This is a genomic window from Motilimonas cestriensis, from assembly GCF_021295315.1.
GTDB lineage: Bacteria > Pseudomonadota > Gammaproteobacteria > Enterobacterales > CBDFNC01 > Motilimonas > Motilimonas cestriensis.
On record NZ_JAIMJA010000009.1, the window covers coordinates 18,263 to 37,846 of the forward strand.

Annotated in this window: 11 protein-coding genes and 3 tRNA genes; 6 read left to right on the plus strand and 8 right to left on the minus strand. The window is 41.6% G+C overall.

Going from position 1 to position 19,584, the window contains the following annotated elements:
* Positions 1-228: 228 nt before the first annotated feature.
* Together K6Y31_RS10290 and fabA are read left to right on the plus strand one after the other, a co-directional pair.
* Entirely contained in the window at positions 229-2,025 is a 1,797-nt protein-coding gene (locus K6Y31_RS10290) for a S16 family serine protease (RefSeq protein ID WP_233052697.1), read from the plus strand.
* A gap of 104 nt (positions 2,026-2,129) precedes the next feature.
* Positions 2,130-2,660, plus strand: coding sequence for a bifunctional 3-hydroxydecanoyl-ACP dehydratase/trans-2-decenoyl-ACP isomerase (gene fabA, locus K6Y31_RS10295; RefSeq protein WP_233052698.1), 531 nt, complete (start codon positions 2,130-2,132; stop codon positions 2,658-2,660).
* 50 nt (positions 2,661-2,710) lie between these two features.
* Here the strand turns inward: fabA and rmf are convergent, their stop codons facing one another.
* The 5 genes from rmf to rlmKL form a co-directional block, all read right to left on the minus strand.
* Positions 2,711-2,887 (minus strand): ribosome modulation factor, encoded by a 177-nt coding sequence (gene rmf / locus K6Y31_RS10300; RefSeq protein ID WP_233052699.1) that lies wholly within the window; start codon positions 2,885-2,887, stop codon positions 2,711-2,713.
* 164 nt (positions 2,888-3,051) lie between these two features.
* Positions 3,052-4,884, minus strand: coding sequence for a DUF3466 family protein (locus tag K6Y31_RS10305; RefSeq protein WP_233052700.1), 1,833 nt, complete (start codon positions 4,882-4,884; stop codon positions 3,052-3,054).
* Between the two features lie 7 nt (positions 4,885-4,891).
* Positions 4,892-6,808: an ATP-binding cassette ATPase Uup gene (uup, locus tag K6Y31_RS10310; protein ID WP_233052701.1), complete on the minus strand. Its 1,917-nt coding sequence runs from the start codon at positions 6,806-6,808 to the stop codon at positions 4,892-4,894.
* 3 nt (positions 6,809-6,811) lie between these two features.
* Positions 6,812-7,036 carry a glutaredoxin family protein gene (locus tag K6Y31_RS10315; RefSeq protein WP_233052702.1) on the minus strand — a complete coding sequence of 75 codons (225 nt, stop codon included), beginning with the start codon at positions 7,034-7,036 and terminating at the stop codon, positions 6,812-6,814.
* Positions 7,030-9,150, minus strand: coding sequence for a bifunctional 23S rRNA (guanine(2069)-N(7))-methyltransferase RlmK/23S rRNA (guanine(2445)-N(2))-methyltransferase RlmL (rlmKL, locus tag K6Y31_RS10320; protein WP_251080816.1), 2,121 nt, complete (start codon positions 9,148-9,150; stop codon positions 7,030-7,032). The genes K6Y31_RS10315 and rlmKL overlap by 7 nt, the downstream gene beginning before the upstream one ends.
* 317 nt (positions 9,151-9,467) lie before the next feature.
* On the opposite strand from rlmKL, the gene K6Y31_RS10325 reads away from it, so the two are divergent.
* The 3 genes from K6Y31_RS10325 (at position 9,468) to K6Y31_RS10335 (ending at position 9,854) form a co-directional block, all read left to right on the plus strand.
* Positions 9,468-9,544 (plus strand) — tRNA-Met (locus K6Y31_RS10325).
* Positions 9,545-9,661: 117 nt separating this feature from the next.
* Positions 9,662-9,738, plus strand: a tRNA-Met gene (locus tag K6Y31_RS10330).
* A gap of 39 nt (positions 9,739-9,777) precedes the next feature.
* A tRNA-Met gene (locus K6Y31_RS10335) sits at positions 9,778-9,854 on the plus strand.
* A 306-nt stretch (positions 9,855-10,160) separates the two neighbouring features.
* Here the strand turns inward: K6Y31_RS10335 and K6Y31_RS10340 are convergent.
* The 3 genes from K6Y31_RS10340 to K6Y31_RS10350 all read right to left on the minus strand — a co-directional run bounded on the left by K6Y31_RS10340 (position 10,161) and on the right by K6Y31_RS10350 (position 16,912).
* Entirely contained in the window at positions 10,161-11,150 is a 990-nt protein-coding gene (locus tag K6Y31_RS10340; RefSeq protein ID WP_233052703.1) for a multidrug resistance efflux transporter family protein, read from the minus strand.
* A 334-nt stretch (positions 11,151-11,484) separates the two neighbouring features.
* Positions 11,485-12,474, minus strand: coding sequence for a diguanylate cyclase (locus K6Y31_RS10345; RefSeq protein ID WP_233052704.1), 990 nt, complete (start codon positions 12,472-12,474; stop codon positions 11,485-11,487).
* A complete protein-coding gene (locus K6Y31_RS10350) occupies positions 12,464-16,912 on the minus strand; it encodes a PAS domain-containing hybrid sensor histidine kinase/response regulator (protein WP_233052705.1) in 4,449 nt (1,482 codons plus the stop codon). Before K6Y31_RS10350 ends, K6Y31_RS10345 begins: the two co-directional genes overlap by 11 nt.
* A gap of 208 nt (positions 16,913-17,120) precedes the next feature.
* Between K6Y31_RS10350 and K6Y31_RS10355 the strand changes: the two genes are divergently transcribed.
* Positions 17,121-19,583, plus strand: coding sequence for an EAL domain-containing protein (locus K6Y31_RS10355; RefSeq protein WP_233052706.1), 2,463 nt, complete (start codon positions 17,121-17,123; stop codon positions 19,581-19,583).
* Position 19,584 lies beyond the last annotated feature (1 nt).

The following is a 19,584-nucleotide window of genomic DNA, read 5'->3' on the forward strand; positions in this document are numbered from 1 at the left end:
TTCCCCCGTAGCGTTGAGATGGTCACCCCATCGTTTTAAGCGACAACGCCATAAAAAAATCTACCATCAAATTTAGCCTGCAGGTATGAATCCATCATGATTAATGCTAAGTAACGCCAATGCCCGCATCCTTATGGTTAACAACAATACCAGCCGATTAAGGTGGCGGTCGATTTATCCTTGCTAAACGGGTTATAATGACTGCTTTATTCTTAACGGAACGCCCACTTGCCTAAGTTAAATCCTTTATCACTCGATCTGTTGCAACCTGACTTCACAGCCCTGATAACACACGAGTCTCATCACGAACCATCAGACTGGACCGCTTTATTTCCTTTTGCACAACGAGAAATAACTGATTTTCAGCAGCTCCCCAACAAGTTGCTAACTTTTTGCATCAGTGATTGGAACACCGCCAAAGAATACCTCCGTCAGCTATTACCTCAATCAGCAGCGCCGCAGACAGAGTCCTACTGCGCCATATTTGATCAAGGCGAACAGGCTGGCGTGATTGTAAGCCCCCAGCAACTTGAATATGCTGACATCAAGCAACTCGACGAAATGACGAAAGCCTTGCTTACAAATCAATTTGGTTCCGTTGAAGAAGGTAAGCTTCGTCCAATTCCTGAACAGCATTTAACATTTTTAACTGCTTTTAACGACGCTGATTTGTTCGGTGAGATTTACCTCAATGGCGCTCAACAATTGATGTTAAGCCCCGGTGCATTACTAACACAGCGTAATGGCTACTTAGTGATAAATGTGCCGCCTTTACTGGAAAATCCATTACTTTGGTATCAAGTTAAGAGTTATTTGTTGACCGGACAACAGCATTGGCAAAATGCACGTGGAGCTGACAAACTTAGGGGCGCTAAACTGCCCGCTTCAGTCAATATAAATTGCAAAATAATCATGACAGGCAGTCGTAGCCAGTTAGCTGAATTAGCTCAGCTTGACCCAGAGTTTGCAAGCCTGAACCAGCAATTTGCCGAAGTAGCCGACGAAGTTAAAGTTACCCCTAGCAATATTCATTTGGTGCGTGAATTTATCAACTTACAAGCAGAGCATAATCAATTAGCACCATTAGATAATGCCGCGCTTAACGCATTGCTGCAACACCTCAGTTCGCGTCGTGAACATCGCCATTATGTTCAGCTTAACGTAAGCTACTTAAGCAAATTATTTAGCCGTTGCCGGCTCATTGATGCCAACTTTACGCCTGCAGTACTAACGGAATACATTGCCCAACAAAAAAATGCGATGATTTTACCGCAAAGTTACAGTGACGAGTCGATCGTTGAGCAACAAATCCCCATCCAACTTCAAGGGCACGCCGTTGGCCAAATAAATGGGCTCTCAGTGGTTGAACTTGATGGTCACCCCATCGAATTTGGTGAAGTGTTTCGTGTCACCGCCGCCGAATTTTTAGGTGATGGAGAAGTGATTGACGTTGAACGTAAAGCGGAAATGGCGGGCAATATCCACTCCAAAGCCATGATGATAGTAGAGAGCTATTTAAGCCAAGTCTTTGGTAAAGAAGAGCACGTCCCCTTTTCGGCTAATATTGTATTTGAACAAAGCTATAGCCATACCGATGGCGATAGCGCAGCAGTTGCCACTTATGTCGCGCTAATGTCCGCTTTATCACAACAACCCGCACGTCAAGATCTCGCCATGACGGGCGCCATGGATCAAGCCGGCAATGTCATGGCTGTCGGCGGCATTAATGAAAAAATTGCCGCGATTTGCCGCACCGCTCAATTAAAAAAATTAAACAGCCCAGTCACAGTGCTGATCCCAGCATCAAATTTGATCAACCTGAGTTTAGATCATGATGTGTTAGAGGCCGTCAAGGAAAAACGCTTAACGATCTACGCCATTGGCCATGTTGATCAAGCCATTAGCATTGCCATTGATGAAGTTGATACTGTTTATGATGCCATTCGTCACCGAATTAAAGAGCTGGGTAACCGCGATGACGATGATGAGTCTTGGCTATCAAAATGCTTACAAATTTTCCGTTAAAGCAGGTTCTTGCACACCATCACAGACACTAACTTGCATGGCGGCAGGCTTTTATATAAAGTGTGCCCCTTTGTTTTTATATCAAACTACCAATGAGTGAGATTATGACTTCTCAAAAAGATTTAGGTAAGAACGCTTACACTAAAGAAGAGCTACAAGCATGTGGCCGCGGCGAATTATTTGGCGAAAGTAATTGCCAATTACCAGTCGATAACATGTTAATGATGGATCGTATCCTAAAGATTAATGAGACTGACGGTGAGCACGGCAAAGGCGAAATCATCGCTGAGCTAGACATTAATCGCGACCTTTGGTTTTTTGACTGCCACTTTCCTGGCGACCCAGTGATGCCGGGTTGTCTTGGCTTAGATGCAATGTGGCAATTGGTTGGCTTCTTCCTAGGTTGGAGCGGTGGTCCAGGTAAAGGACGTGCGCTTGGTGTAGGTGAAGTCAAATTCACCGGTCAAATCTTACCAACATCGAAAAAAGTAACATACAAAATCACCATGAAGCGCGTCATCATGCGTAAATTAGTAATGGGTATTGCAGATGGTGAAGTATCTGTTGATGGCCGTGTTATTTACACTGCGAAAGATTTGAAAGTGGGCTTATTCAAAGACACGGATAGCTTCTAAATTAGATAGTTATAACAGCCAGAATAAGAAAGCCCCAACCGGGGCTTTTTTTATTTCATAAAGAGACCGTAACTCCTTTCTTCATAAGCATCACGCCACCCTCCTAACCAAGAGCTTCTGGCATCCACCTGCTGAAACGGACAAACTTCTTTTGCTCGGCCTAGCACACCAGCATGATAGCCTTTGGCATGAGCACGCGCTAAACGATCTCTTTTTTGTCTTTTCATTGAGTACGACCTCTTATGACTAATTTAAAAAACACAAAGCAATTGATACCTTGTTATTTAGAATTAGATGAGTTTTGTTGGTACGTCAATGCCAGTTTCAATCGATTTAAGCGAGTTTTTAATAACTCGCTGAAACCATTTTCATTTATTAGATAGCCATTTGCTTATTTTGTGAACTTACGCATCACAAGTAAAGGCAAGCCAAGTAGTAGTAACCAAAATGCATTACCACCAGAGCGTTGGAAAGGTTTATCGACCTCTTCAGCTTCTTTAGAATCATAACAATTAGGCTGACTGTTAATATCACCCGCTTCTAAGTTACGATTCAACTTAAGCATTACCGGGTGGGCATTGAGCATGTTGATAAAGTCATCTTTATTATCATAACGATACCCCGTTGCTAATATGGTGCCATCATCGCTAATATCTTTCGCTTTTTCCAAGCGGTAGTAAGGTTGTTTAACAACACCTTGTGCATCTTTAGTACAAACGAGATCGTTTAGATACCAAGCATCTTGAGTTGTAACATCATAAACAAACGCCGCTTGGCGACGCGGGTTACCAGACTCAACAGGCTGTGTCTCGCCCGGTGCATCCGCCCAACCGACAACAATACCTGCATCATTGATTGCACTGGCTTGACTGTTGGCACCCGGTTTGTTGTTATCAGTTGCTCCTACGCGATCTTGTTTAGTGCGGATATTTTTGTCGACTAAAGGTAAAATTGCAGATTGAGTTGACTTATCAAAAACAAAAAACTCTGTCGGTCGGTTACGCCCTTTAACTAATTCAAACACTCTATTGCCAACGATCAAACCGTTATTGTTAATATCAACGGCCCAAGTGTGGCGTAGGTTATCATTTGGATCACCAACACCTTGCTCTACTTGGGTAATTTCTACTGGGTTAGAAGCATACTCACCGGTGTCTGAAGGGACGATATAAGTAGCACGAGCGCGATCGCCTCGCTCGGTATTATTGATTCTTTGCGTTGAAAAACCAACAACCACCCCTTTGTCGTCGCTATTAAATGCCGCTGCGCTATAAATCGTACTGCGATCGCCGCCGCGCTTGTCTAGCCATTGCTCAGTTGGGTTTGCAACCATGGCATTACCTGTAAGCTCACCCGTTTCACAACCGTTAGTCACATCCCACACCCAAGGCTGGGTGTTGAAGCCTGGACAATAAGTCAGTTCATTATAATCCCTGCTATTGTCATCAGCTGTACTGGCAAAACAGCGGTCAAGATAAACATTTTCATTATTAGGACGGTTAACACTGGCGTGACCAAACACTAATTTGCGTGTTTCGCCACTTGCAAGTGTTACTTCACTGATGTTGTATGCGGCACTATAACCACCCCGAGTGACATCTGTTGTTGGCTTTAACTGACACACTTCTCCCGTTGCCGATTTATAAAAAGCATGGCGAGTAAAATCGCGGCTAAAGGGTACACCTGTAGAATAACTGGCCGAACCATATCCCACCGTTTCACCACTATCAGAAATATCGGTTACTACCTGATCAGTTGAGCCAGTATTTGCATTGTCGAATACCTCAATGCGGCTAGGATTCAAATCCGCCCCTAAAGTAAAAGGAATAAATTGACTTCTGTAATAACTACTTGCTGCATTAGTTTCATCTAAACGCCACTTACGAATGGCATTTTCATAAGTGCTTTGCGCAGCATTATTACTACCTTGATAAATCACTTCACAAATGGTGGTTGAATAATAGCATTCACGCTCGTAAGTAAAGTGTAGGCCATAGTCAATTGCACCAATCGAAGAGCGTGTTGTTAAACCCGCAGCTTGTCTGCCATCGGGTGAAATTGCCACCGCGTAAGGGCCAAAATTAGCTTGTTCAAAATCGCCGGCTTTATTAATTGCAACTTCTTCAATTTCGTAATATGCGCCAGGGTTAACCGGAGCCGCGGCCGTTGTAGTTGCATAAGCTAAACCTAATGCGATAGATAATGCTGATAATTTTACGTTCATTAAGGCGTTATTCCCCTGTTTGTAATGCTTCTAATTCTTCCCAACGCTCTAAAGCTGTTTCAAGTTGTTGCTCTAGCTCCGTTAGCTTTAATAATTTTGCTTTGGTTTCATCACTGGGACGATTGAAAAATTCTGGATCATTTACTTCACTTTGCAATGCTTCCATGTCTGATTCGATGGTTTCAAGTAAGCTAGGCAATTGTTCCAGCTCTAATTTTAACTTGTAAGACAGTTTATTCTTTTTCACTACCGCCGGTTTACTTACCACTGAACTAGCGACTTTTTCGGCCGTTATTTCGGGCTTATTTGCCTTAACTTGTGCAGATCTAGCGTCTAATATTGCACGTGCGTCTGCGTAGCCACCCACAAATGCTTCAACTTCACCATCGCCTTTAAATACCCAACTATGTGTCGCTGTATTATCAACAAAATGACGGTCGTGACTCACTAACAACAAAGTGCCCTTGTAGTTGGCCAGTAATTCTTCTAAAAGTTCCAATGTTTCAACATCTAAATCATTGGTTGGCTCATCGAGAATCAGTAAGTTACTTGGTTTCAAGAAAATTTTAGCCAATAATAAACGGTTTTTCTCCCCACCCGATAATGCCTTAACAGGTGTCCGTGCACGCTTAGGATGAAACAAGAAGTCTTGCAAGTAGCCCAACACGTGGCGCATCTTACCATTAACTTCAACCTCTTGCTTTCCTTCGGCTAAATTATCCATTACCGTTTTTTCAGGATCGAGCTTATCGCGATACTGATCAAAATACGCCACTTCTAACTTAGTTCCGCATTTAAGCTTTCCACCCTGAACGTCAAGCTCGCCGAGCATGATTTTTAACAAGGTACTTTTACCGCAGCCATTAGGGCCTATTAATGCAACTTTATCGCCGCGCTGGATCATAAAACTAAAGTCATTAACGATTTTTTGATCTTCAAACGCATAAGCCAAGTGTTCGGCTTCAAAGACAATTTTGCCAGAGCGTACCGCTTCATCCACATTAATTTTCGCTTTGCCCATCACATTAATGCGCTCGTTACGCTCTTGACGCATGGATTTAAGGGCGCGAACGCGGCCTTCATTGCGGGTACGACGTGCTTTAATCCCCTGTCTTATCCATACTTCTTCTAAGGCAAGTTTGCGGTCAAATTCTGCGTTTTGCTCTTCTTCAACACGTAACGCTTCTTCTTTTCGCTCTAAATACAACTCGTAATCGCCAGGCCATGAGGTCAAATTACCACGGTCTATATCAACAATACGCGTCGCTAAGCGGCGAATAAACGCCCTATCGTGACTGATAAAAACAATGCTACCAGCAAAGTTCATCAAAAACTGTTCAAGCCATTCAATAGTCGCCACGTCTAAGTGGTTGGTCGGCTCATCAAGAAACAACAAATCCGGCTCGCTGACCATGGCCTTGGCCAGTGCCACTTTACGCTGCCAACCACCCGACAATTGGTCGAGGGAAATATCAGGATCAATTTCGAGTAACTCTAGCGTTTGGTTGATTTTCGAGTCCAACAGCCAACCATTGTGTAAATCCAATTGCTCTTGTAGCGCCTGTAACCGATTTAACTGCTTGTCTGTTGGATTATTGCCTAACTCATGAGAAAGCTTATGGTATTCCGTGACCGCTTTGCCCACTTCAGCCATGCCACTGGCCACGTATTCATAAGCTGTCACGCCTTCAACTTGGGGAGGATCTTGTTCTAAGCGCGCTATTTTTAAATCGTTGGTTTTAACAATTCGGCCATCATCAAGCTGAATTTCACCACACAATACTTTTAATAGTGTGGATTTACCGGCGCCATTTCGGCCAACTAAACACACACGCTCTTTCGGCTCTATCACCAATTCAGCGTTATCTAATAACGGCGTATCGCCAAAGGCTAAATCCGCTTGTTGCAATGTAATTAATGCCACAGTTTATTCCAAAAATAAGGTTACGGCAGCCGCATCAAACGGCCAGCCTAAATCATTGTCACTTGAGTCTTTCACTAAAACGGGAATGCGCACGCCGAAGCGTTCGACTAATTCATCATCAAGTGCAATATCGATGACGGTATACGTCACCGCTAAATCGTCTAAAATAGCTTTGGCTAACTCACATAAATGGCAGCCATCAGCTGAATACAGTGTGACCCCTAACATTTTGTTAAGATCCAACACTGATGAATTTTGTCGTTACGCTTGAAGTCTTCAGGAATCGATGCCTTACTAACATCTTCAATTGAAAAACCAGCTTCCTTCACGCCTGTTTCATCTAATTTAAAGCCACGTTTGTTATTAGAAAAAACCAATACACCACCGTCAGTAAGATTTTTACTGGCATTGGTCAATAAGGCAACATGATCACGTTGCACATCAAACGTACCGTCCATGCGTTTTGAGTTTGAAAATGTCGGCGGGTCTAGAAAGATCAAATCATATTGATGCTTACATTCATCCAACCATTTCAATACATCAGCCTGTTCAAATTGATGCGCACCTTTGATTTTGTTTAAGGCAAAGTTTCGTTTACCCCAATCAAGATACGTGTTCGACATATCGACACTGGTAGTAGATGCAGCGCCGCCAAGGGCCGCATGCACTGATGCGCTAGCGGTGTAGCAGAATAAGTTTAAGAAATGCTTACCTTTAGCCATTTCACCTAAACGTTTACGCATTGGACGATGATCGAGAAACAACCCTGTGTCTAAGTAATCGCTCAAGTTAACTTCAAACATGGCACCGTTTTCAACGACATTAAGCAGTGTTTGTCTTTTCGTTAAGGCCTGATATTGGCTTTTGCCTTTTTGAACTTCACGTACTTTGAGAAACAGCTTATTCTCAGGAATTTGCATCACGTAACGCGCTGTCGCGACGATATCAAGCACACGTCGGCGCGCTTTCGCAGGGTCAATTTTCTTGGGCGCCGCATATTCTTGGATCACCACATTATCGGCATACACATCAATCGCCACATTGTACTCAGGCAAGTCGGCATCGTAAACGCGATAACATTCAATGCCCTCACGTTTCGCCCACTTGTTGCGCTGCTGTAAGTTTTTCTTTAAGCGGTTGGCAAAGTCTTCCGAGTAGATAGCAGGCTTATCACTGCTTAAACCGCGGTCACTGATTTGGTAGTTTTTCAGCACACACTCTAACGGGCCATTGAACAACTTATAGGTTTTACTCGCGCGCAGACCAATACAACTTAATAATTCAGTGTCGGTTGAGAACAACGAACATTGCCAACCTGGGAATGCTTTTTTAAACTGATTACCCAGTTTTGAGTACAAATCAATGGCGCCGCTCATGTCACCCATACGCTCACCATAAGGCGGGTTCGTAATAATCATCCCGGTTTGGCCATCGAGCGGATTACCAAACTCGGTTGCATCTTTAACGCTGAAGGTGATCAAGTCGGCCACACCCGCACGCTGCGCATTACCACGAGCAATCTCGATTAAACGGCGGCTTTTATCTGACGCGAAAAAGCGGGTGTCACATTTATTTTCATTACGCTTATTCATCACGCTGGCTTGCGCTAACATACTCTGCCATAGCTCTGCATCATGACCAGACCAATGTTCAAAAGCATAGCCGGTGCGCAACAAACCCGGTGCACGATTGGTCGCCATTAATGCCGCTTCTATGATAATGGTGCCCGAGCCACACATGGGATCAACTAACGCTTGGTCCAGTTGCCAACCACTGCGTTTCACAATCGCGGCGGCTAAGTTTTCTTTTAACGGCGCAGCACCGGTTTCAGTTTTATAACCACGATGATGCAGTGGGCTGCCCGCCATATCTAAATAAACATGAGCTTTGTCTTTAAACAAGCGCACATTAATACGCACCTGCGCATCAGAGCGCTCAACATTAGGACGCTGATCCAATTTTTTACGGAAACGGTCAACAATGGCATCTTTTACTTTAAGCGCACCAAACTGTGTATTGCGAATTTCATCGTTAGTGCCAGAAAAATCAATGGCGAAGGTTTTATCAACCGCAAACGTGTCTTCCCATGGGATGTAACTACAACCTAGATACAGGTCCATCACATCATTGACTTTAAATTCGTTCAAACGCATCAGTACGCGCGAAGCAAATCGCGACCACAAACACACTTTATAGCCTTGTTCTAAGCTACCGGAAAAGCTCACACCTGAGCGAACCGCTTTTGCCCCTTCTATACCAAAGGATTGCAATTCTTCTTCAACCAAAGACTCAAGGCCTTGGGCTGTGGTAACAAAGTATTCATATATAGTGCTAGTTGACATTAAATTTTCCGAGGTTAAAGATACCACTGCAGAATGCCGCTGGGCACTCTGATAAATAAGTGCTGCATTATAACGTAAGCGGGAGTTTTACGCATAAACAAATGTGAATTGCTATACAAGGGAGAATTTCTCTCACCTTCTCTAATGTCCTCAACCAATTAACAATAGATAACCAAAGAGTGTGATCTGGTTTAAATAACAGCAAAATGCCCACTTCCCCACCGCATTGATTAACAAATGGTCAAACAGTAATAAAATTACGTTTTCCCCTTGCATAACGCCATTCATCTCTATAGTATTCGCCGCACTTAGACGGACGCGGGATGGAGCAGTCTGGTAGCTCGTCGGGCTCATAACCCGAAGGTCGTTGGTTCAAATCCAGCTCCCGCAACCAATTTGGTAAAAGTGAATAAGAAAAAAGCTCGTCGGGCTCAGCTCTTATAAACTCAGCAAAGGTCGTTGGTTAAAATCCAGCTCCCGCAACCAATCTAAGGAACAATACAAATTTAGTCGCGGGATGGAGCAGTCTGGTAGCTCGTCGGGCTCATAACCCGAAGGTCGTTGGTTCAAATCCGGCTCCCGCAACCAATTTTTAAGATAAATGTGTAAAAGTGTTAGAAATCCAGTCGCGGGATGGAGCAGTCTGGTAGCTCGTCGGGCTCATAACCCGAAGGTCGTTGGTTCAAATCCGGCTCCCGCAACCAATTTCGTCAAAGTGAATAAGAAAAAAGCTCGTCGGCTCAACTCTTATAAACTCAGCGAAGGTCGTTGGTTAAAACCCAGCTTCCGCAAGCATTTTAGTCCCCGTTACGATTTTTACTTTCCCTACACATACCTAAACAAATATATTCTATATTTGGCTGTAGGCAAGTAAAGCGCCCGCAGAATTAGCCCCTATCCAAGCACATTTTCATTTTCCACATACATTCTGCCTAATACCATTAATTTGGACTATTTAATGGCGGCTTTCGTTAACAGGCTTAAATGAATGCTACTGATCACGACACTCATCATTGATGAAAATACCTAAGAGCAAGATTGTCCCACCGAAATGCTATACCTAGTAAGCCAATCAACAGCATGATTAACCCAGCTATTTGATTTATCGATGGTAAATGGTGATTAACGAACAACAGCTCTAACATCAATGCAAAAAGAACTTCTGCTGATTGTGTACTATCAACAGCAACAATTTTAAGCGGGTCAGAAGTGAGGTTTCGTGCATAAATAAATAATGAGGTCGCCAGTACACCTGAGAACAAAGCAACGATAAAGGTGCTCAAATATTGCTCATCACTGGGTGCACTTGGTTGTACATATAACAGTAGATCGACCCAAAATGGTATAGAGCCAATGCACATGAGTAGAACTGAAGAAAATGCATTATCTAAGATAGGCGAACGGATAGTTGGAATGTAGGAAAAACTGCCATTTTTAGCGGCATTTACCAATTGATTACCAAATGGGTAAGCAATAGCTGAAACGATTATTGGAAAAACACCAAACGTAAGCATTTCCATAGTAAAGCCAGAAAATTCAACTGGCCAGTTGATTAAAACAGCTCCACCTAAAACAATAACGGAAAAAGGCAGGATCCAAATCGGGAATCGATATCCCATAAACAATAAAATAAATGGTGAAAATATTATTGTAAGCTGAAAAGTCGCCGCGACGGCCCACCCTCGTAAGTATTCAGAGGAGAATGAAATTCCAGCATAGAAAAAACCACATGAAAAAGTACCCATAATCACCCAAAAACCCAAATGCTCCCTTAATAAAGTGAGTAAGTGGAACAGGTACTGCCAGCTTTTTGTTACCAAAATAACCATAAACAAAATGATAATAGTGAATAAATAGCGAAGTACGGCAGTCCATACCCAACTTCCACTACCGAGTGCAATGCTGTAATTAATGACAAACGTCAAGCTAAACAAAGCGGCAGACAATAAACCAATGACAACTAATGTAAAAACGCTTATAGACCTATTTTCCTGAGTCATTGTTATAACTACTCTGTACAGTTTGTGATGAGCTAAAAATGTATATGTTTTTCGTCTCTCTGTAATAGAGAGGACTTGTTTCGGAGCTAGGATGATATCAATTACCTATGACCCAATGATTACAAAATATTACAGTCATGTTACTTCAATTTTGTTTTAGCCCATTGCGATAACATAAATCCTGTTTTTCAGAAAGTTTCGCTTTCAATGATAAAGCATATTTCAGGATTAATGCCAAATTAGGTTGCTCGGGTAAAGACCTCTGAAAAATTATGTTTGGTAAAACACTGTTAAATTGTCGCTAGCTCTGATGAGAAACAGGATATTTATTGCTTTATATAGATTTGATTGTATTTGTTTCATCTTGCTTTCTGGACGTTTTATAAAAATGTTCTACTGGGCAATAGACCTGATTCCGCCCAGCCTTTTTTGCTTCATACAAATAACGGTCAGCCTCTTCTACTGGGTGATGCTTTTCATCAATGCTTTCGAGAAATGTAGATGCGCCAATGCTAACAGTTACAAAATGGTGAGGCGAACAAACATGAACGATTTTCTTGTTATAAATACTTTTTCGGATCCGCTCGGCTACCTTTAGAGCACCAAAAATGTTGGTGTCAGGCAAAACAACCACAAATTCTTCTCCGCCGTAACGGCAGACAAAATCAAGTGGCCGTAATAGGGCGGAACGGATTAACTCAGCAACAGTTTTAAGAGCTTCATCGCCTTTGATATGGCTATAGTGATCATTAAATAGCTTAAAATAATCAATATCTATCATCAAAATAGCCGTGTCATTGCGACATCGTATCGATTTATTTTCCTGCTTATTTAAATGGATATCAAAATAACGACGATTAAATACCCCTGTTAATCCATCAATAAAAACCAATTTTTGTAACATGTCGGTTTGAAATTTTAAGGTTAGGTGTGATTTTACACGGTTTTTCAATGTTAACGGACTGATGGGTTTAGTAATAAAATCAATACCACCACCTTGCCAACAAGCATCTTCCTCTTCTGGTTGGTGCATTGATATAACAAAGATGATTGGAATATTACCTAACTCTAAGCGCTGTTTGACACACTGACACAATTCATTTCGCGCCTTATTAGGTAAAAATACATCTAACAAAATCAGATCCGGCAAGTTGTCTTTTAACACTTCTATCGCTTCTTCACCGGAAGTAGCAGCAAGCACCACGTATTCTTCAGACAGAATATTATAAATCGTCTGAATGTTTATTGGCTGATCATCAACAACAAGAATCTTAGATTGACTAAGATCAAGCTCAGCATTGTCATTCAATTGACTAAGTGGCATTGTTTTCACCGGTTCGAGTTAATTGTTCAAATTGTTTGAGAATTGCGGCTGCTTCTTTAAACTTTAGTACATTTAATGTATTAATTAATTTATCTGCTAAATCAGGTGATAATGACTTTAGTTGTATTGATATTTCTTGATACGTATCAATGGCATGCATATTAAAGGTGTTTACCTCTACCACTAAACGATCAAAAATAGGTAAAAACTCGGCTTCGCTAGCGATGGTTTCGATTTTCTCCTCGTCAAAAAAGGCTAACTTTATACTTAACGCCTTAATTTGCAGAAGTCCCCTTTCCATTGCTGCTATGATTTCTTGTTCCTTATACGTGTCTTTGCTTATTTCAGATGTCTCTTTTAACGCCTGCTCTGCCAATTTTGCTAAGTTAGCCAGAGGTTTGAAACCTAATGAGCTCGCGCTGCTCTTCAGGGTATGGAACAAGGCCCTTAGCTCTTCTGGCTGCTTTTCTGGACTAGCTATTTGTTCTAGATCATTCTGTAAGTCGGAGTAGAATAGGCTTAATGAACGTAAATAAACGCTACCCAAATAATTAAATCGCTCTAAAGCATCATTAATATCGATGCTTTCTTTATGACAGTATGCAACGACATCATCATTTAACTGGATTACTTCGTTTGTGTGACCCGTTACCAATTTATGGGCTGGTTTATCATTATCAGCAATGGTTAATATCTGTTGCACTAGTTCTACTAAACTAAATGGCTTACCTATATGTCCATTCATTCCAACCGCTAAACACTTTGCTTTATCAGCTGCCATCACATTAGCAGTCATGGCAATGATTGGCAGTGTCTTGAACTTATCTATCGCTCTGATCCGGCGCGTCGTTTCATAGCCATCTATTCCCGGCATTTGAATATCCATTAACACTACATTAAAGGGCAGTATACTATTGGTGAGAACTTTCAGCGCCTGCTGACCTCCTCCAACAACCGTTGTATTCGCCCCCTGACTTTCTAGCAACCCAGTAACAATTTGTTGGTTTGTTGGATTATCTTCCACAATCAAAATACGTTGATTTAGCAACGAACCATTCTTCGGTTTACTGCTACCTTTAAGTGCAGAATGCTGAGAAGCGGTTGCTGCGTCTAAAAAGGCATCCACCATTTGAGTTCGTGTGACAGGCTTGGTCAAAAACCCATTTAGTAAATTAGGATGATGTTCATATTGCTCAGCCATCATTTGCTGGCTATGCGCTGTCACCATGATAAGCAAAGGCATTTTTCCATTTGGTGAGCTCTGTTTAATTGCTTTTGCTAACTCCCAGCCATCCATCGTTGGCATCTGCCAATCAATTAGCGCTAAATCAAACTGCTGCTGTTCATTTAAAGCGGTTTGCAGCAAAGCTAACGCCTCACTAGCCGTTGCTTTTGCGGTACTTCGCCAACCTAAGTGTTTGATCATACTTTCTAAGATGTTAAGACTGGTTCGATTGTCATCAACAATCAGTACATTTATCGGATGATCAAACCTTTTTTGAAATTGACGGCACTCTATCGCTTGAGCAGGTTTTAGTTGCACATCAAAGGTAAATTCAGACCCCTCCCCGACCTGACTTTCAACCTGTATATTGCCCTGCATCAGCTTAACATATTGACTTGATATAGTGAGCCCAATACCCAAGCCGCCGTACATACGTGTGTTAGAGTTATCCGCTTGGGTAAATACATTGAAAATCTGTGTCAACTGTTCGGGCTTAATCCCTATACCAGTGTCCTTTATAGCCACATTGAGCCTAATATCGTTAGTTTGTTCTAATGTTTCACGACTAATACTGAGTACGATCTCTCCTTGGAATGTAAATTTGACGGCATTACCAGCAATATTAATTAAAATTCGCGTTAACTTATTACGATCGCCGTAAAGAAAATATGGAACATTAGCGGCAACATTAAAATGTATTTCGACAGGCTTAGACCCAACCATTACACTCAGTTGAGCCCCTACTTCACTGAGGACATCATCAAGCTCAAAATCCTCCTGGTCCAGTTCAATACCATTTCTTTCTAAATTAGTCACGTCTAAAATATCTTCGACTATTTGAGTTAAGACAGACACGGATAATTGACCATCAACGACATACTTACGCTGAATATCATCTAATTGTGACTGTTCGAGCAATTGTAAATAGCCACTAACTGCGTTTAAAGGCGTTCGCAGTTCATGGCTCATATTAGCAATAAATTCCGTCTTTACTTTATTAGCTAAATCCGCCTTTTCAAAAGCGAGCTCAATCAACTTTTGTTTTTCGAGCCGCTCTGATATATTTTTCGCTGCAAGATAAATACAAGGCTCTTGATTAACATCGATGACACAACCAGATACAAGCATTGGCACAGACACATTATCTAAAGTGCGGTAATTAGCTTCAAAAGTGAGCCGCTGCTCAGTCATAATACGATCACAAATCACCTCCCACTGCTCAGGCTCTTTGCTGATAATAAAGTCTCTAATATTAAATTGCTTTAACGGTGTCCCTTTAACCCCCAAAGCCACATTCGCATAAGGGTTATAGTCAAATATATTGCCATCTATGCTGAGCCAAAGCAGAACATCATGAGAGTTTTCAACCGCAGTTTCAGCCAAGGTTAATTTTCGCTTAACTGAACGTGATTCACTTAAATTACTAGTGGAGAAAACAAACCCTTGTACCTCTTCATTAACAATTATTGGCGCAACGACCAATTGTAGTGGAAGACGTTCACCAGAATTGATTTTACAGTAACAATCAATAACAACTTGATTAGTGGAAGATGATTGCCGTGCCATCAACACCATAAAATTATCCGGTAGTTGTTGGCTCTTACTTTCTAGGTTAAGACTTGCTGGATCGAGTAATGTTAATATGTTTTGCCTATCCGTTACTTCATCAGCACTGTAACCAAATAAAGATGTGGCCATGTTATTAACAAATAGAATTTTTCCTGATTTATCGCAAGCAATTACTGCTGCCTGAATGTTGTTTATAATGCTGTGTTCAAACATCAGTCGCCGTTCACGCTCTGCGGTGAATGTTGAGGAATTATTTTCAAGCTTTTGATTAGTTGTAATTAATTCTTTTTGCAATCCCTTCAATTCTGTAACGTCATGAATTCCTACCGTTGCACCGATAAATCCATGTCTTTCAATAATCGGTGCAAAATTAATTGACAATAAGCGTTCTTCAGGAAAAAAATCCGATTTGTATTTGATCTCAACCTGCCTTATCACTTCGCCATTTGCGACTTGCTTAAACATGTTGATCAACTGTGCCGAGGGCAAACAGATTGAAAGCCAATTGGCTAAAGGTTTTTGCTGCGCATTTTGTTTCGTAAAGCCAAATAAATTACCCGCTGTGTTATTCCAATGAGCGATGGCAAAATGCTTATCCACTCCAACAATACCATCGGTCGCATTATTAACCACCGTTGCCAACTCAGCTTTTTGTCGCATTTCAAGCAGTCGTTGATAAATATAGTTGAGTAAAAAGAAAGCCAATAACGTTAGCAAAAACGTGACTGCCATGCTCTGCCAAAAAACTACGTTTGGATTTTCAAGCGCTAAGCTGTCTATAAATAAAGGGTCTGGCAGCAAACTAATAGACCATTGCCGACCAAAAACACTGACAATTTGTGAAGACTTAAAAGCATTAAAATAAGTATTTTTATCAGAGACAGAGCTATAAAAATGAATGGGTTTCTGAGAAGTAACATCCGTGATGTGTATATCAACACCTTCACCTAATGTGAGGGAATCAAGAATGTCGCCGATCAACAAAGGTGTATATACCCAGCCAAATAACTCTTCAAATGGCTGCGCTGAAGCTCCTCGATAGATAGGGTAAAGAAGCAAAAAACCATGCCCTATTTTTTGGTTTTCCTGCACTAAGGTGATTGGCGCGGTAAGTTGTGCAGATCTTGAAGCGGCCGCTTGAAGGGCTGCTTCTCGCCGTTGCCGCTCAGAGCCAATATCCAACCCTACGGCACCAGCATTATTCATTTCTGGCTCAATATATTGAATAATAAACAACGGATCTGTTGGTTCATCTAACTGTTTTAGCGTGAAAGGCCCCTGTCGGTCCTGCTCAGCCGATGTTAAAAAAGTAGCTAAATTTTTCTGAGCCACCTTTTTGATTACGCCAAAGCCGAGACTACCAGGAAACTCAACTTCATAATTTCGACTAAGCGAATAACGAAGTTGACTTTGATAACTAAAATTTTCTAAGCCTGTAGCCTCTATCGCTGCGAGTAATCCACGCAGCCCGTCATAGTAAAGGTTAATAGCACTAACGACATTAATATTGACTTGACTAAGCTTAGCGTCAACCGCTAGTTCAATCGCCCGCTTATTTGTCTCTTCTATCCTATTGTATATGTTAAAAGTAAATATTATTCCGGCTAAAAAAATGACAACGGGAGTTGAAAAACGCCAAGTCAATTTGCTCTTCATTTATATCTACTGCCCCTGTTGGCTGTGATTAAGTTAGTCTGATAACGTTGAAACAGTCGGGACTAAAGACACTGAAAACTAATTTTTTTTTCAAATACTATTCATTTACAAAGTTAGTGTCCTACTATAAAAAAATCAAATTAGAATTTTTTATTTATCAATTACAACAGATGAAAACGTCGGTAAGGAGGGCACCTTGTTCCTAAATCATCCAGACTTGAGCGATAGCAAAATACTCGTTATTGACGACACACTTAGTAATGTACTGATGCTAAAAGACATTCTCCATGGTTGTGGGCAACTATTTTTCGCAGAATCAGCTAAAGAAGCCATCGAACGGTTACCTAACTTACTACCAGATATTATTTTACTCGATATCGTGATGCCAGAGATGGATGGGTGGGCAATGTGTGAATACCTGAAGAATGATGTGAGGTATGCAGAAATTCCAATTATCTTTATTACCGGACATGATGAACAAGAGTTTGAGAAGCTATCGCTCGAGCTAGGCGGTATCGATTTTATCAATAAGCCTTTCAATCCAAAAATCTGCAAACTAAGGGTGCAAAACCACCTAAAGTTACACTACCAAACAAAACTTATTGCACAAGGGCGTGAGCAACTACAAAAAATGGTTAAACAAGTACCAGTGTTAATCACTTATTGGGATGTGGATTGGCGAAATTTGTTTAGTAATGACTACCTGGGTACTTGGTTTGGCGTACCGCACAAACCTGAAGATAATATAGGAATGACAACCATCCTTCCTCACGAGCTATGTCAAGCGATTCAAAGCCAAGCCACCAACAATGATGAGGTTAATTTCATTGTCGAAGCAAAAGTTAATGGCCGTACCAGACACTATCAAGTATTCCAATCCCCTTTCCAACAAACAGGGAATACAGGCCGTTATTTAGTCACTCTTATTGATGTATCCGAAGAAAAAGAAGCCAAAATAGCGCTTTATTCGGAGAAAGAACGGCTAAGGATCACGTTAAACTCAATCGGTGATGCTGTTATAGCCACAGATGAACAAGGCTGTATTACATTTATGAACCCGATCGCTGAACGTCTTACAGGTTGGCGTTTTTGTGAGGCAAATAATCAGAAAATCGACAGCATCATGCCACTGCAAGATGCCAATACGAAGCGCCCTTTAATAAACCCTTTATATTTAGCATTAAAAGAGCAGCGCATTTTAACCATGGCGCTAAACTGTGAGTTAGTAGCAAGAAGTGGAGCCACTATTGCTGTTGATGATTCAGCCGCTCCGATTAGAAACCTAGATGGCGAAGTAATTGGCGCGATCATGGTCTTCCATGATGTCAGCGAAGCGATTGCAACCGCGATGGCAATGGCGTCAAAAATGAGCCACTTAGCAAATCATGATCAGCTTACCAACTTGCCTAATCGAATTTTGTTACAGGATCGTTTATCAGTTGCTTGCTCGGCGGCTTTTGCTACCAATGAAAAAGTCGGTTTGCTGTTAATCGACATCGATCATTTCAAATATTTAAATGATTCTCTTGGTCATCATTTTGGCGATGAGCTCATTTGTCTAATGGCCAAACGGCTTAAGGCCTTACTCCCTGAGTCCTATACCTTAGCTCGTTTAGGTGGGGACGAGTTTGTCATTTTAATGACCGGAATTAACTCACACGAATCAATCTCTGGACTTGCCGATAAGATAGTGGAAAACATGCATGAACAGTTTAAACTCGCCGAGCAGTTTTACAGCGTTTCAGTCAGTGTTGGGGTCAGTATCTTTCCTGATGATGCCGAAGATACAGAACAGCTGATGCGCCATGCCGATGTTGCCATGTATCGAGCAAAACAAGAAGGGCGTAACAGATATAGCTTTTTTTCTGATGACCTTGAGGCTGCCCTGCTGCAGCGTCACCAACAAGAAAAGACCCTTAGAGCGGCTTTAAAAGACAATAATATACTGGTTTATTATCAACCTAAATACGATTTAGTCAGTGAACGTATTGTTGGCGCCGAAGCGTTAGCAAGGCTACAAGGAGAAGATGGTGAAATCATTTCACCCGCTCAATTTATCCCTCTGGCGGAAGAGTCTGGGTTGATTCTTGAACTAGGTGAGCAGGTACTTTACAAAGCCTGTAGCGAAGCGAAAAGATTACTTTATAATGGCGCAAATATTCCAATCTCGGTTAACGTTGCTGCAGCACAGTTTAACTCGCCAGAGCTCGAACAACATGTACAAAAAGCGTTGTCAGAATATGGCTTACCTTCTTTTATGTTGGAATTAGAAATTACTGAAACCGCCTTGATGATTGACCCTCAGCTCACCAAAAAAAAGTTGGATAAACTCAAAAGCTTAGGGATAAGTATTTCAATCGACGATTTCGGCACTGGCTACTCAAGCCTTTCTTATCTTAAAACATACAATGTCGATATCATGAAAATAGACATGTCATTTATTAAAGATATGTTAAGTAATAAACATGACTATGAAATTGTCAAGACTATCATTAGCTTAGGCCAATCAATGGGGCTACACCTTGTTGCTGAAGGTGTTGAAACTCGAGACCAGCGCAGAGCACTGATTAAGTTAGGGTGCCCTACCGCGCAAGGATACCTTTATAGCCCTCCTGTTACAGCCGAACAATTTTTATCCCTAATTAAATCAGAGCAATAAT